The sequence below is a fragment of the Streptococcus ovuberis genome, from assembly GCF_012396585.1.
Taxonomy (GTDB): Bacteria; Bacillota; Bacilli; order Lactobacillales; family Streptococcaceae; genus Streptococcus; species Streptococcus ovuberis.
The window spans coordinates 69,344-84,052 of sequence record NZ_JAAXPR010000008.1; the positions used below are offsets into that span (position 1 = coordinate 69,344).

The 14,709-nt window shown below is 43.1% G+C and carries 17 protein-coding genes; 1 reads left to right on the forward strand and 16 read right to left on the reverse strand.

The features are described from left to right. Positions 1 to 2 precede the first annotated feature (2 nt). The 8 genes from HF992_RS05870 to HF992_RS05905 form a co-directional block, all read right to left on the reverse strand. Positions 3 to 566 carry a redoxin family protein gene (locus tag HF992_RS05870; protein WP_168549128.1) on the reverse strand — a complete coding sequence of 188 codons (564 nt, stop codon included), beginning with the start codon at positions 564 to 566 and terminating at the stop codon, positions 3 to 5. Positions 567 to 578: 12 nt separating this feature from the next. Further along, positions 579 to 953 carry a midas domain-containing protein gene (locus HF992_RS05875; RefSeq protein WP_168549129.1) on the reverse strand — a complete coding sequence of 125 codons (375 nt, stop codon included), beginning with the start codon at positions 951 to 953 and terminating at the stop codon, positions 579 to 581. A gap of 28 nt (positions 954 to 981) precedes the next feature. Beyond that, positions 982 to 1,701, reverse strand: a complete 720-nt coding sequence (gene ccdA2, locus HF992_RS05880) for a thiol-disulfide oxidoreductase-associated membrane protein CcdA2 (RefSeq protein WP_168549130.1) — start codon at positions 1,699 to 1,701, stop codon at positions 982 to 984. 1,278 nt (positions 1,702 to 2,979) lie between these two features. Beyond that, positions 2,980 to 3,210, reverse strand: coding sequence for a DUF3165 family protein (locus HF992_RS05885; protein ID WP_168549131.1), 231 nt, complete (start codon positions 3,208 to 3,210; stop codon positions 2,980 to 2,982). A 25-nt stretch (positions 3,211 to 3,235) separates the two neighbouring features. After that, on the reverse strand, positions 3,236 to 5,077 hold the full coding sequence (typA, locus tag HF992_RS05890) for a translational GTPase TypA (RefSeq protein ID WP_168549132.1): 1,842 nt from the start codon (positions 5,075 to 5,077) through the stop codon (positions 3,236 to 3,238). Positions 5,078 to 5,375: 298 nt separating this feature from the next. Next, on the reverse strand, positions 5,376 to 5,765 hold the full coding sequence (locus tag HF992_RS05895) for a rhodanese-like domain-containing protein (protein WP_168549133.1): 390 nt from the start codon (positions 5,763 to 5,765) through the stop codon (positions 5,376 to 5,378). After that, positions 5,758 to 5,985: a YqgQ family protein gene (locus HF992_RS05900; RefSeq protein WP_168549134.1), complete on the reverse strand. Its 228-nt coding sequence runs from the start codon at positions 5,983 to 5,985 to the stop codon at positions 5,758 to 5,760. Before HF992_RS05900 ends, HF992_RS05895 begins: the two co-directional genes overlap by 8 nt. Positions 5,986 to 7,201: 1,216 nt before the next feature. After that, on the reverse strand, positions 7,202 to 7,681 hold the full coding sequence (locus HF992_RS05905; RefSeq protein WP_168549135.1) for a Dps family protein: 480 nt from the start codon (positions 7,679 to 7,681) through the stop codon (positions 7,202 to 7,204). 134 nt (positions 7,682 to 7,815) lie between these two features. Here HF992_RS05905 and HF992_RS05910 point away from each other — a divergent pair, with 134 nt between their 5' ends. Then, positions 7,816 to 8,466: a prepilin peptidase gene (locus tag HF992_RS05910; RefSeq protein ID WP_168549136.1), complete on the forward strand. Its 651-nt coding sequence runs from the start codon at positions 7,816 to 7,818 to the stop codon at positions 8,464 to 8,466. 58 nt (positions 8,467 to 8,524) lie between these two features. On the opposite strand, the gene HF992_RS05915 is transcribed toward HF992_RS05910, so the two are convergent. From HF992_RS05915 to rsmD, 8 genes are all read right to left on the reverse strand, one after another. Beyond that, on the reverse strand, positions 8,525 to 9,043 hold the full coding sequence (locus tag HF992_RS05915; RefSeq protein WP_168549137.1) for a VanZ family protein: 519 nt from the start codon (positions 9,041 to 9,043) through the stop codon (positions 8,525 to 8,527). Between the two features lies 1 nt (position 9,044). Beyond that, positions 9,045 to 9,584: a VanZ family protein gene (locus HF992_RS05920; RefSeq protein WP_168549138.1), complete on the reverse strand. Its 540-nt coding sequence runs from the start codon at positions 9,582 to 9,584 to the stop codon at positions 9,045 to 9,047. Next, positions 9,584 to 10,666, reverse strand: a complete 1,083-nt coding sequence (gene rlmN, locus HF992_RS05925) for a dual-specificity RNA methyltransferase RlmN (RefSeq protein WP_168549147.1) — start codon at positions 10,664 to 10,666, stop codon at positions 9,584 to 9,586. The genes HF992_RS05920 and rlmN overlap by 1 nt, the downstream gene beginning before the upstream one ends. A 385-nt stretch (positions 10,667 to 11,051) precedes the next feature. Then, complete coding sequence (locus HF992_RS05930; RefSeq protein WP_168549139.1) at positions 11,052 to 11,702, reverse strand: YutD family protein; 651 nt, start codon at positions 11,700 to 11,702, stop codon at positions 11,052 to 11,054. A gap of 173 nt (positions 11,703 to 11,875) precedes the next feature. Beyond that, positions 11,876 to 12,934 (reverse strand): SepM family pheromone-processing serine protease, encoded by a 1,059-nt coding sequence (locus HF992_RS05935; RefSeq protein WP_343032955.1) that lies wholly within the window; start codon positions 12,932 to 12,934, stop codon positions 11,876 to 11,878. Continuing rightward, positions 12,924 to 13,412: a pantetheine-phosphate adenylyltransferase gene (gene coaD, locus HF992_RS11990; RefSeq protein WP_168549141.1), complete on the reverse strand. Its 489-nt coding sequence runs from the start codon at positions 13,410 to 13,412 to the stop codon at positions 12,924 to 12,926. Before coaD ends, HF992_RS05935 begins: the two co-directional genes overlap by 11 nt. Before the next feature lie 265 nt (positions 13,413 to 13,677). Beyond that, positions 13,678 to 13,977: a hypothetical protein gene (locus HF992_RS05945; protein WP_168549142.1), complete on the reverse strand. Its 300-nt coding sequence runs from the start codon at positions 13,975 to 13,977 to the stop codon at positions 13,678 to 13,680. Positions 13,978 to 13,987: 10 nt separating this feature from the next. Beyond that, positions 13,988 to 14,527: a 16S rRNA (guanine(966)-N(2))-methyltransferase RsmD gene (rsmD, locus tag HF992_RS05950; protein ID WP_168549143.1), complete on the reverse strand. Its 540-nt coding sequence runs from the start codon at positions 14,525 to 14,527 to the stop codon at positions 13,988 to 13,990. Between the last annotated feature and the right edge of the window lie 182 nt (positions 14,528 to 14,709).

Consider the following 14,709-nt stretch of genomic DNA (forward strand, 5'->3'; position numbering starts at 1 on the left):
TATTATTTAATCGTTTCAAGCGTTTGAACAATATCTGCTTTCTCCATATGACCAGGCATCACCTTTGCAACAACACCATCGCTCCCAATGAACGCCGAGGTCGGATAAACACGAACACCGTATTCTTCCATCAGTTTTCCACTCGGATCTAAGAGGACTGGCAAGTTCTTGTGCCCAAGTTCTTTGTACCATTTCTTAAACTCTTCTTCTGATTGTTCGCCTTTTTTATTAGGAGAAACAACTGAGAGAATGACCGTGTCTGCCGGTGCATCCTTAGCTAAGCCATCGACTTCTTCTAATCCAGCTAAGCAGATAGGGCACCACGAAGCCCAAAACTTGAGATAGACTTTTTTCCCCTTAAAATCAGACAAGGTATAGGTTTTTCCATCCACACCCATCAAACTAGAATCGGACGCTTCTTTGCCATCATTCATCTGTTGATTATCTTGTTTGTCTGCCATTTTAGCTGTTTCTGCCTTTTGATCATCTGTTTTTGTTTGCGTAGAGCAGGCTGCTAACAAGCCTGTACAAGCTAAAGCGATTGTCAGTAGTTGGAGTTTTTTCATAAACGTCCTCCCTTAATTCTTTTCTCCATCTGACATCTTGTCGTCTTCCATCTTGTCATCGGACATTTTATCGTCTGACATCTTATCGTCTGACATCTTATCATCTTTCATGTTGTCATCAGACATCTTGTCGTCTGACATCTTATCATCTTTCATGTTGTCATCGGACATTTTGTCATCAGACATCTTGTCATCAGACATCTTGTCGTCTTTCATGTTATCATCTGACATGTTGTCGTTTTTCATTTTGTCGTCGGACATCTTGTCCTGTTTCTCCATCATAGAGGACTCGTCTGTCTTTTTATTATCAGATTTAGGCTGGGTTGAGCAAGCTGCTAAGAAAGCACCGCAAGCAAGTAAGATAGCGACTGTTTGTAATTTTTTCATGATATATGTACTCCTTTATGTAAAATAGTTAGTTAAAAATTGTTTCGAAAAATGCAGTAATGGCATCGACCTTTCCTAAAACAAGGATAATTCCCATTAGGATAATCAAGGCCCCACCGACCTTTTTCATGGTGACCATGTGTGGTTTTAGTTTATTAAACTGTTTGACAAGGGCAGAGCTTGACAAAGTGATGAGTAGAAATGGCAAAGACAAACCCAGTGTATAAACCAGAAGCAAAAGCCCCCCTTGTACCGAACTGCCTCCGCCTGAAGCAGCCAATCCTAGAACAGAGCCTAGCACAGGGCCAACACAAGGGGTCCAGCCAAAGCTAAAGGTTAAGCCCAAGAAAAATGCTGACAAGAAACCATTTTTAGTTTGGAAATTAAAGCGAAGCTGTTTCTGTTTTTGCAGGCTAGCAATGTTAATCCATTCCATCTGGTGGAGCCCAAGAACAATAATGATCAGCCCCATGACCACTCTGAAATTTGGGCTGTTGAACAGACTTCCCAGACTGGCTGCACCAAAACCTAGTAACAGAAAAACAGAAGACAAACCAGCCATAAAAGCTAAGGTCTTGAGCAAGCTGTACCAGTTAATAGAAAAACCAAAGAAGGAAACTGTTCGCTCCTTGCTCTCATCCAGCAAAATCCCCAGATAGACGGGCAAAAGCGGAAAGATACAGGGAGAAAAGAAAGACAAGATTCCAGCTACAAAAACTGAAAACATGAAGACAAGTGAGGTTCCCATTCGTAACTCCTTTCTAACTTATTTCGCTTGACATATTCAGTATAAGCCAGTCTCTCGAAAAAAAATATAGACAATCCCCTTCAAAAACTCGAATTTGGTATGCTATTTTCTCTATCGGACATCTAACGTTAAATAAAATTCAAAAATAGATAAATCAGGGACATTACCAACTGACTCTCAAAGAAAATAGTATCGCTTGATTTCCAAAGGCCGCAATTAGCCAAAACCCTCTTCAGTCGTCCACAGGGCTACTAGAGAAGCACGCTATAGAGCTAGGAAACGTAGTGGCGATAGGGATAGACAGGCTACGTTCCAGTAAACAAACCATCTATACTTCCTATTTTTGATTTTGAAAGAGTCTAAAAGATGCTGAGCTAAACGTTTTCTCCGCCCACAAAAATAGAGATTCACAATAACTGTAAATCTCTGTTTTTGCATTGCGCCATTTCCTTGTTTTACTTGAAAAGGCGATTAGCAATTGCTTTCAATATGGAATGTAAAGATTGAAGGATTTTTTGAAGCTATCAGTAACCTCTACTTCTTGAATAAGGATTTTACGTTTAGACGCAACGATTGTTTAAGCATCTGCTGTCTTGGGAGGTTCTGGACGTGGGGTTAGTTTACCACAACCGTGGCGCTTCAAGAGAGCCTAGATGGGGTGACATGCGATTTCTTCTTGATGGCCTCAAAGCGAAGCGTTGTGATTACTATCTCGCCTGCATCCAGTGAACGGTCTAAAAGTTTCTTGAAAAAAGCCTACTCTTATTCAGCCGTTAAATGGCTAAGGTGCCTGCCACCACGGGGTTCTTTAATAATAGCAGAGAGAGGTTATTTGAAATAGTTAGCCACCTCATTTTCGACGGTATGAGGCACATAACCAGTCAAATCCCCAAGTGTTTGGAAGGATAGGCCCTTCCGAACACAGCAGAATGACTTGAAGCCGACGATGATATGCCCATAATTTGTTTTTTAAAGCTGCGTTTAACTCTTTAAAATTAGCATCCGTGAATTTATTGATCCTGTTGCTATGCTATCATCTATTTTTGGTTTTGGTTTAATGTCATTTTGAAAAACGATTCTTATCCTTACTTCATTCAATAATTTGATAGATACAGTATTCCATCAAATCTTGTTTTTAGCATACAAAAACTCCCCTTATAGTTTCCAGTGAATATCTTTTTTTCGCTGTCCACTATATGGGAGTATATTAGTTAATACTGTTGTTTTTTCTTGAGTTAGGAAGCCCTTTTCCTAGACCCTTTCCCTTCTCATCGTCCATCACAGCCGTTCTAAATCTACCAAGGCCCAAAGGCCTAAAAAGGTCAAAAGGCTACCAACCCAGAATTCCTTTGACGATTTAGTCAGGCTGATTATCGCCAATAAAACAAGCACAAACAAGAGGACCAGGCCAAAAACAAGGAGCATGACATTTAGAGTTCCTTTGATAGCTTTTGGGGCTGCAAATACATAGAACAAGATTAGCAAGATAGCCAAAATCAAATAAAACATAACCCCTCCCCCTCAATAGTCTTACTTAGTCTGCCAATTTTTTATATTTGTTGGCCTTGTCGCGTCCAGCCTTATCTAGGATTTGCTTGCGCAAGCGAATGGATTCAGGTGTGACTTCCATGTACTCATCATCATTGAGGAATTCAAGCGATTCTTCAAGCGTCAAGATACGCGGCGTCTTGATAACTGCCGTTTGGTCCTTGGTCGCTGAACGTACGTTGGTCATTGCCTTAGCTGTTGTAATGTTAACGGTCAAATCATTGTCTCGGGAGTTTTCTCCAATAATCATGCCTTCATAGACTTCTGTCCCCGGGTTGACAAAGATTGTCCCACGTTCCTCAATCCGCATGATGGAGTAAGTCGTCGCCTTCCCTTGATCAATAGACACCAAAGCTCCACGATGACGGCCACCAATTTCTCCTGGGATAACTGGCAAATATTGGTCAAAGGTATGGTTCATAATGCCATAACCACGTGTCATTGATAAAAATTCTGTCGAATACCCAATCAAACCGCGTGCCGGCACCAAGAAGACCAAACGGGTTTGGCCGTTACCGACCATCTGCATGTCCAGCATATCCCCCTTACGTTCAGATAAGGACTGAATCACTGCTCCCTGGTACTCCTCTGGTGTATCGATTTGAACTCGCTCAAATGGCTCACACTTAACACCGTCAATCTCCTTGACGATGACTTCTGGACGAGAGACCTGAAGTTCATACCCTTCACGACGCATGGTTTCAATCAAAATTGACAAATGCAATTCGCCGCGCCCTGACACGATCCACTTATCCGGAGAGTCCGTATTCTCAACACGCAGGGATACGTCTGTTTGCAGCTCAGCTAAGAGGCGCTCTTCCAATTTCCGTGAGGTCACCCATTTACCTTCACGACCTGCAAATGGTGAATTGTTAACCAAGAAAGTCATTTGCAAGGTTGGTTCGTCAATGCGTAAGACTGGCAGAGCCTCAACTGCATCAGTCGGTGTCACTGTTTCTCCTACAAAGATATCTTCCATACCAGAAACAGCGATCAAATCACCAGCCTTGGCTTCTTGAATCTCCTTACGTTCAAGTCCAAAGAAACCAAAGAGTTTCGTCACGCGGAAGTTTTTGGTCGTCCCATCAAGCTTTGATAAGGTAACTTGGTCACCGACCTTGATTGTCCCACGAAAGACACGACCAATACCGATACGGCCAACAAAATCATTGTAATCGAGAAGGGACACTTGGAACTGAAGCGGTTCGTCCGAATTGTCCACTGGTGCCGGAATATGGTCGATGATCGTATCAAAAAGATGGCTCATCGTCTTTTCTTGATCAGCAGGATCATCAGAAAGTGACGTTGTCCCATTGATGGCTGAAGCATAAACAACAGGGAAATCTAACTGATCATCATCTGCCCCTAATTCGATAAAGAGCTCTAGAACCTCATCCACGACTTCTGCTGGACGAGCTGATGGTTTATCAATCTTGTTGACTACCACGATCGGAATCAAATCTTGTTCAAGCGCTTTTTTCAAGACAAAACGAGTCTGTGGCATAGTGCCCTCGTAAGCATCCACGACAAGCACAACACCATCAACCATTTTCATGATCCGCTCAACCTCACCACCAAAGTCGGCGTGTCCCGGCGTGTCCATGATGTTGATACGAACATCGTTATAAGCAACAGCTGTGTTTTTCGCTAAAATAGTGATGCCACGTTCTTTTTCAATATCGTTAGAATCCATAGCACGCTCTGCCAACTCTGCACGCGCATCTAAGGTCTGCGACTGCTTAAGCAGCTCATCAACTAAAGTCGTTTTCCCATGGTCAACGTGGGCAATGATGGCAATGTTACGGATATCAGTTCTTAAATTAGTCATGTGTCCTCTTTTTACTTTTAAATTCTTTCAACTAATCAGTATAGCACAAACTTTGGTAAATTGCTAAAGCCATCCATTGTAAATGTTTTCACGCTCTCTCGTTTGAATCCAGCACAGCTTTTCATTTCTCATCTGCTTCACTCCTTTAGAAATACTAACCACTATTTTGGCAGTGCTGCTCAGCAGGAAATCGCTCAACAACTGCCGAAAACAAAAAAAGTGGACAAAATCGCTCCTCCTTTAGACCACAATCTTGCCTCACTCCAAAAATTTTCTAATTAGGTGCCCCCTAGGGTGATTACACCTTGTTCTCTTTAACTTTTCCATCCCAATTGTCCAAACCATAACTGAGGATGTAGACTTCTGAAAACCCATGCTTTTTAAGCAAAAAAGCGGCATTAGTCACTGCACTGCCTCGAAGGTTTTCATAAATCAGGACAGGCTTATCTTTTCGCAAAGCGCTCAAGCTATTTTTCAACTGAGAATAAGGGATATTTCGAGCACCCAAAATATGCTTGCGCTGAAAAGCTCCTACCTCCCTAAGGTCAATCAACTGCCCGCTGCGCATCATCTGAGCAAAATCTTCATTTTCAAGAAGGGTCGCCGCCTGACGCAAACGCCAGTAACGGTAGCCAATATAGGCTGCAAACAGAGCTAACGATAAGATTAAAATCCAAAAACTATTCACTGAGGTTCTCCTTTTTTCTATTACGATAGGCTATTTCCTGCCTGTGCTCTAGCCGCAGGATCAGCTCTGCCTGAAGGTATTCCTGCTCTGAGATAAGGCCATTCTCATAAACTTTTTTCAGTTCTAACTGACTCATCTCCAAATCATAGAGACGCTTTCCCATATAAATCAAGATCCCAAAACGCTTGAGCAGTTGTTGGACATCATAATAGGTCTTCATACTTGTATTCTACCAAAATAAGGCGTGATTTTCAAGCAAGCACCTCCAGATCTTTGGTCAGCAAAAAGGATTCTTCTTTTCCTCTTTTAGCTAAGCTTTCTTACCTCTGGCTAGGCTACCAATCCACAGTCGGAAGAATCTGGAGCATGCCAAGCAAAGCAATAGAAATAGGGCACTTCATTGATGAACATAACTGTCAAAAGCACAGAGGCAGCATTTAAACAAAGCAAAGAGAGCCCCCTTTTAGAAATCGCCCCTGCTAACCTCTTTCCGAAAAGCTATCTAGGCTAATGGACAAACGATTTCTCACCATACCAGCATGACAGTGTTCAATGGCTGTCAAATAAAAGGCGGATTAAGGACCAGACTTACAGTTCTATAGCCTAAAATGAAACACCTAGATGCCTTATAGCCAATAGCCCTTTTGAAAGCGTCTGACTGTCGGACAAAAACAAAACATGATAACCCCAGTAGGAAATGCATTTGCAAAGATAGACCGACTACAACTCCTAATATAGCCAAACTAGGCCCACATCAGTGTGAAAAGGATTCTTTTTGGCATTGCGAGCTATTCTTTGCCACTTACGTTCTTTAGCATGCCTTTTTCCGACCAGTAAAGAAAACGCAACAATGCTCTCTTCAAAGCATAGATAAACGGTCGAAAAGAGAATAAGACGCCATTGATAATTCGTTAGCGTTCGATTCCCCTTATCTCCCTAATTTTGAGGTTCGGGCTGAAACAGTCCACCAGACCGTTTTTGACACTTGCTTCGCCAGTTTCATTTCCCGATTAAAAAGATCCCCCAGACCTTTTTAACCACCTGTACATGGCTACAACAGTCAGGGGAGTGACTGTTGTAGATGTGAGCCTAGAAACGAGAAAGCGAGCAACAGTCAAGGGAGTGACTGTTGTAGATGTGAGCCTAGAAACGAGAAAGCGAGCAACAGTCAGGGATGTGACTGCTTGAGGTTGGAGATTGGGGAAAGATGGTTTCCCTCATACGTTAGGGCTGTAAAAGCGGATCACATCAGCGCCTTAGGGAGTAGAGGTACTTTGCAGCGGTAACAGACAAAGCCGGTATTGTCTCTTTTCAATTTCTAGGAGACAACCTTGGACAGCCCAATGTCATCTCACCCACTGCGTCTTGCTTCGTGAACCATAAAAAAAGGAGAGACTAGGACTTTTGTCCCAGCCTCCTGTCAATCTCACTTTCAATCAAACTGATCCATTTGGTGCTTGGCCTAGTTCTGCTTGTAGCATCCATAGGTGCTTCTCAATTGATTCTTTAGCAGCCGCATAAAGGCCATTGGTCACATCGTCGCCTTCTTGATCTGTGATGTCCAACCCTTTTTGGAAATGATCTGCCAGATAGCGGAACACTTCAACCACACGTTCCAGATTCTCCGTCATGGAGCGTGTGTAGTCCCCCTTGACTTCTGTCAAGTTAGACTGCTCGTCAAACTCCCTCAGAGTTGAAAATGGAGCACCACCCAAGGTAATCAAGCGCTCACTTAACTCATCAAGGTAGCCATCCAACTCTTCCATATAATCGTCCATCTTAGGGTGATAGACCATGAAGCCTGGGCCACGCATGTACCAGTGAATTTGGTGCAGGATACTATGCGCCTTAGAAAGATCAGCAACCGACTGGTTCAGAATCTCTTTTGTCGTTAACAATTCTTTCGTGTTTTCCATCAATTGTCTCCTCCTCTTAATTTTGATTAATTCTATTATACCCCTTTCTAGGGAGCCTCGCAAAGGTTTAAAATCGAGATGAGAAAAGTTGCAAAATTTCAGAAATATCCTCAGATAAATTCGAATCAATAGGTATGAAAGATTTCTTATTTTTTGCCTTAGGAGCAAGTCTCGGTTCCTTTTTTGGACTAGTCATTGACCGTTTCCCTGAGGCGTCAATTCTTTTTCCTGCTAGTCACTGCAACCATTGCAAGAAACCGCTTGCTTTTCGGGATCTAATCCCTATCCTTTCCCAGTTGGCTAACCGGTTTCGTTGTCGTTTTTGCCAGACCAAAGTAACCCCTTGGTACGGCCTAATCGAGCTAATCTGTGGCCTGCTTTGCCTCTTTACTAGCCAGGGGTTCTTGTCTATCGGACAAGTTTTAGTAGCTTACACCGGCCTTGTTCTAGCGATTTACGACTGTAAAACCCAGACCTACCCCTTGATGATTTGGCTCATCTCCTTTAGTCTGAGTAGCCTCTTGCTGCCATGGACTATTACAACGGCTGTTTGCATCCTCCTAGCTGGTCTCGCTCAGCTCGGAAAAATCCCTATGGGATCAGGGGACTTCCTATTTATGGCTAGCCTCAGCCTTGTCCTTCCCCTTCAAGCCTTTCTCTGGCTTCTTCAAATGGCTAGCTTAGCAGGAATGAGCTACTGCATCTTTCGGCAGACTCGAAGCAGTATTCCTTTCATTCCTTTTTTAACCACGGCCTTTTTTATCATCTTAGTCCTGAGATTCTAAATCGCAAAAACCTCAGCAATTGGTTTATCAAACACACTGCTGAGGTTTCTAGTTTTATCTAGAGATAGTGCCAAATCCAGTTTCCTTGAGACTTTAAGTAGATGACAAGGAATACAGCCAGCAGACATCCTACAAGCACGAGTCCCTCAATTAACCAGAGGTATTTAGGAGGCAAAAGCCAAGTCAATACTCCATAGAGACCGACACCCATCAAAACGCCAAAGCCATTAGTCAAGACATCCGTCAGATCACTGGCCCCCGTTGCCAAAAGGTACTGCAAACTTTCTAACAAGAAACTTAAACCAAGTCCCAGTCCTACAATCCACCTCACTGACCAGTCTGATTGATGCCTTTTAACCAGCAAGCCAAATGGGAGAAAGACCAAAACATTGGCCACAATTTCCTTGATGTGTAAGCTACCATCCCAGTTTTGGGACTGCGCAAAAGGAATCAGGTTGAGCGACCGCATCCGGGGTAATTCATATGGGCCTAAGGCCAATTTAAACAGTATCAACCATATGAGTACCAAGAGATACAGAGCGAGAGTTGAACTTATTAACCTTTTTGATCGTTTCATGTCAACTCCTTTCCTTTTTGAAGATCGCCTTGCAGATGGTAGAGTAGATGCAATAAGCGATTCCTCCTCCCAAACTGTTGGTCCAAAGATCATCAATTTCAAAAACCCTACCCGCATCAATGGTCACATCTAAGATGATCTGAGTCATCTCGATCCCCAAACTGATGAAAAAACTGTAGAGCAAGGCCTTCTTAAGGCTCCGCCATTTTGGAAAAAGAACCAAACAACAAAAGACTAAGGGGATCAAAAGTAAGACATTGGCGATATTTTGCAGTAAAATGAGGAAAAAGTTGCTCCAAGTATCAATCTGTCCTGCATTGACAAAGCTATTTAAAGGAATTAAAAGAAGATAGACACGGCCGACTTGTATGATACCTGGCGTCATGACATCCTTGTACTGGGGCATGAGCTGTTGAGGCGTAAAACACATGGCTATCAACACCAAAATATAGGCTACTGCCAATAGGTAAAAGAGTCTTCGCCCTAGCGGGGTCGGCTCTAAATGCTTGTCAAAGAGCTTGGTAGATCCGTTGGCCCACATTAGGCTTGAGCCACTGCTGCTTTAGCAGCATCCTTCTTCATGGTGTTGGACCTCAACTGTCCACAGGCTGCATCAATATCCGTTCCGTGTTCCTGACGGATGACACAATTGATGCCATTTTTCTTGAGGGTATCGTAGAAGGCCATCACACGCTCTCTAGGACTACGGCTATATTGGTCATGCTCGGTAACTGGGTTGTATGGAATCAGATTGACGTAGCTAAGTTTTTTGATATTCTTTAACAGCGCAGCCAATTCTTCGGCCTGCTCAATACCATCATTGACTTGATTTAGCATGATATACTCAAAGGTCACACGACGATTGGTCGTTTTAATATAGTAATCAATCGCCTCAAAGAGTTTTTCGAGTGGAAAGGCTCTATTGATTTTCATGATAGAGCTACGCAGGTCATTGTTCGGAGCATGTAGGGAAACGGCCAGATTGACCTGGATGCCTTCATTAGCAAATTCCTTGATTTTATGTGCCAATCCAGAGGTTGAGACAGTAATATGTCTGGCCCCGATAGCCAATCCCTTATCATCATTAACCGTCCTGAGAAAATTTAAGACATTCTTATAATTGTCAAACGGTTCACCAATCCCCATGACAACCACGTGACTAACCCGTTCTCCCAACCCACGGTCATCAAAGTATTTTTGGACCAGCATGATCTGAGACACAATTTCACCTGCATTCAAATCTCGTTGCTTTTTAATCAAGCCTGAAGCACAAAACGTACAGCCAATATTGCAACCAACTTGGGTAGTGACACAGACAGATAGGCCATAATGTTGGCGCATCAACACCGTCTCAATCAGCATACCGTCTGGTAACTCAAATAAATACTTGACTGTCCCATCTGCTGATTCTTGAACAATGCGTTGTTTTAAAGGATTGAGTATAAAGGCGTCTTCTAAGCGTTCGAGCAAGGCCTTGGATAAATTAGACATCTCCTCAAAACGCTGTACCCGCTTGGTATAGAGCCAATCCCAAATCTGGTCTGCCCGAAACTTCTGTTCTCCTTGTTCCAAGACCCAGTCCAACAATTGCTGACGAGTCAAGCCATAAATAGATGGTTTCATTTCCATAATTTCCTTCTTTTAATTTAATTCTCTTTTAGCTCTTAGGAGGTCAAACGGACAGGCAATACTCCCAATGAATTTGACCTTGCTCTGCTGTTGATTAAGAATCTAAACAGCGATGATAGCAGCGGATGAGTGTTGAGTTGCTTCTCAATCCCTAAAGATAGCCGCCTTGCCAAGCTACCACCCTGGCACGTGCTTTAAACTGCAACCATTTTATTCCTTTATCACCTATCCATCTCCACTGCTTAGCCGTTCTTTATCGCTGATTTACCCATATGTTTAGCTAATGCTAAAACATATCGCGTTGGACGGGAAAGCAAGGACTGCACTAGGGCATAATGTCGCTAAAAAGTATTGTTTTTCTATGTCTCGAGAGCCATTCTTATTTCTGACGAATGACAAACTCACGTTTGGTAGATGGGGTGTTCTTTTTGACGGGTTTCTTCTCTGAACTGGTTTTTTCTCTTTTAATCTCAAAACTACGCTTTTCCGTCTTAGTCTGGTTGGTCCGACGCCTCGATTTCTTAACGTTTCCTGATGCTAGTTGGTTAGCCTGATACTTGCCAGAAACCTGATAAGATTGCTCCTCAGTGCGTGATGATACAGACTGATTTTGGCGATTTGAGCGTGACTTGCGACGACGACGATTGATTTTTAGATCTTGCTCGTCTTCCTTTAACGGCTCCTGCGGAGTTGGATTTTCCAGTACAAAATAAGCACAACCATAATTGCAATATTCCAAAAGATAATCTTCTAGACGGCTAATTTTCAAGTCAAGTTTATTGGTCCTATCATCCTTGTAAAAGCCTTTAAGGCGTAACTGTTCATTGCCCCAATCACCGACAATGTAATCAAACTTGAGCATAAAGGTCGTAAAGCGTTGCTCAAAAGCTGTCAGATCAAAAGCTTCCTTGTAATTGTCAACTATCCGCAAATCAATGCCTTCGGCCTGAATACGGTCAAAGGTTCTCTCAAATGTTGGCCCTGGAAACTTATTGTAATTATACATTTCCGGAGTGATGTCTTTCTTCATAATATCCCTTTCTGTCTTTCAATTCTTATTATACTACATTTTCAGCTCATGAGGAGCACAGCTTTTGTTTTCGGTGAATTGTCAGACACTTTAATCTAAATAGACAAAAGGACAGATCACCCTTGGTTCCCCAATGACTCTGTCCCTTTTTACATCAGTTGATCTTTGGTAAATTAATGGTTTTTAAGGTAATTAATGGCATCCTGAACAGTCTTAACAGGAACGATTTTCATGTCTGTCTTGATGGCTTTAGCTGCTGCTAACGCTTCTTCATAGTTGGTTTTGGCGTCAGGACGAACTTTCAACATTTCCTTATCAATCGGATTATCCGGTGCAAAAAAGATCTCTGCTCCGCTATTGGCCGCCGAAACAACCTTTTTATCAATGCCACCAATATCACCGACCCGACCGTCCTTTTCAATGGTTCCTGATCCTGCAACCATGCGACCGCCTCGCAAATCAGGCTCAGCTAGCTGGGTGTAGATGCTGAGGGTAAACATGAGCCCCGCAGATGGTCCACCGATACCAGCTGTCATAAAGTCCACATCATGGGAACTGGAAACCTCCGTATGGTCTGTCAGGCCGATGCCTATTCCATTTTTGCCGTTATCCAACTTGATAATCTGGCCTTTTTCAGTTCGGGTCAGCCCATCGGATTCAAAGGTCACTTCAACAGTGCTATCCAATTCCTGCTTGGAGACATAGTCAATCAGCTCCGTAGACGACTGGAAGGTCTTCCCGTTAACAGCTGTCACCGTATCTGCGATATGCAGAATCCCTTGGAAGGTTGACTGGTCCATAACCTGGAGGACATATACCCCCAAATAATCCAGAGTAATCTCCTCGCCAGCCAGAGTCAAGGCCTGATACTCCGCCATGTGCTGCGAACTTTGCATATAGAAGTTGTTGATTCGCATAAAGTCATCATTGCTGGCACCACCGGTCACTTCAGCCTCACTGTAAATATCTGTAAATGGGGTTACCCAAGCATAGACCAGACTGGCCAAGGTAGCTGGTGTCATCGTGATATAGGTAAAATTATACGACCCTTCTGCCTGATCTTCTTCCCCATCCACTGTTAACACATGGCGGACATCCTCGGCTCCCCCAGGACTTTCAATGTAATAAGGCAAAGGTACGGTAAAAGTAGCAAACAGGGCGATTAACAAAAAAACAAGACTGATGATGATACGTCGCTCTTTTTGACGACTGGTCAAGGGTTTACTGGTCACTTTTTCTCTCCAATTCTTTCTGAACAAGGGCAGGGACATAAGCAGAGAAATCCGCCTTAAAGGCCAACAACTCCCTTACGCCACTGGAACTAACATACTTATAATCCGGCTTAGCAAGCAGGTAGACCGTATCAAGCTCTGGCGCCAAGTTACGGTTGTAGAAATCAAAACTCGCTTCATACTCCAGATCCTGACTTCCCCGCAGGCCACGCACCAGATGGGTCACTTGATGACGTCTTGCCACCTCAACGACCAATTCCTCTGTGGAAACAAGTACTTCAACATTCCCAAGGCGCTCTGTCAACTGCTCCAGCCACTCTACTCGCTGGTCAATAGGAACCAGGCCATTTTTATGGCGATTATAAAAAACACCGACAAAAAGCTGGTCAAACAGCTGGCTGGCGCGTTCAATAATATCCATGTGCCCCAGAGTCACGGGATCAAAAGAGCCTGTGAAAAGACCTATTTTTCTGGTCATCCGCTTATTTCCTTTCCTTCGGATTGCTTGAAATGAAATACATAAAAAGAACGTTAAGAACGATTCTAGCAACTATCTTCCAGCTAAAACCAGAAGTTACCCCATCTACAAGATAACCCCCAGCGATCACCAAAAAAAGCAGACTGCTCCATTTGAATCGAGGCTTAGGAAATTTCCCTGTCACCTGTCCATGAATGAGATAAAAGCTATAACAGAGGACTACCACTAAAAACAAAAGCGTCACATTATCTAAAACAGTCATTCTCTAATCCTCACGGTCTTGGGTAAAATAAAGGTACAAAGGTAGACCAATCAAGAGGATGGCTCGGTAAACATCTGTGCTCTCCAAACCATTTTGCTTCCAATCCAGTAGCGTGTACAGCAACTGAATCAAGGCCAGAAGTAAGAAAAATGGATTTCTTGTCCTAGATAAAGCACCGACACCTTCTTGATTTTTGCACTTATAATGCTTGAGTAGCCCCTCCAAGCGATTGAGGCGCCACAACAGATAAATCAAAACAAGCAGAACTATTAAAAACAACAGATAAACGAGCCAAACCTGCATGGAACCTCCATCAGTGAATATAGACGGTTACCTTGGAAATCCCGTATTGCTTTTGCTTCCAGATACCAAGACCAACAATCTCCTCAGGCAACTCAACCGTCTTGTCTGTTTCACAGACGACCATGACGTCTTCCGTCAGGAGATGACGTTCCTCCAAGAGTTCAATCGTTTTTACGATTTCTTCTTTGGCATAGGGAGGATCCAAAAAAACCAAATCAAACGAACCTTCCAGATTTAGCAAGGCCTGATTGGCCTCCATCTTGAGAAGCTGAAACTTCTCTGTTTCCTTTGTCATGGCAATGTTGGCCTCGATAATAGCTTGTGCTTTACGATCCCTCTCAACCAAAACTGCCTGAGAGATACCGCGCGATACAGCCTCAATTGCCAAACCACCGCTACCAGCATAAAGATCAAGCACCCTTCCTCCATCAAAGTAGGGTCCAATCATGTTGAACATGGCACCTCTCACTTTATCAGAAGTCGGCCTTGTTGTTTTGCCATCCAAAGTCTTTAACAGACGTCCTCCATAGTTCCCTGATACAATTCTCATATTCCTTATTATATCACAAATCTTTTGGACTGTTAGGCTTTTTTATTTGAAAAAATAGGCTCTATAATTTCTGTAGTGGGTAAATCCACCTCGGAGATTATGGAGCCTTTTTGAGTATGAAAAAAGCCCCATATGACCTATAATGAAAAGCAATCAAACCACTCATTAGAAAGAATCATATG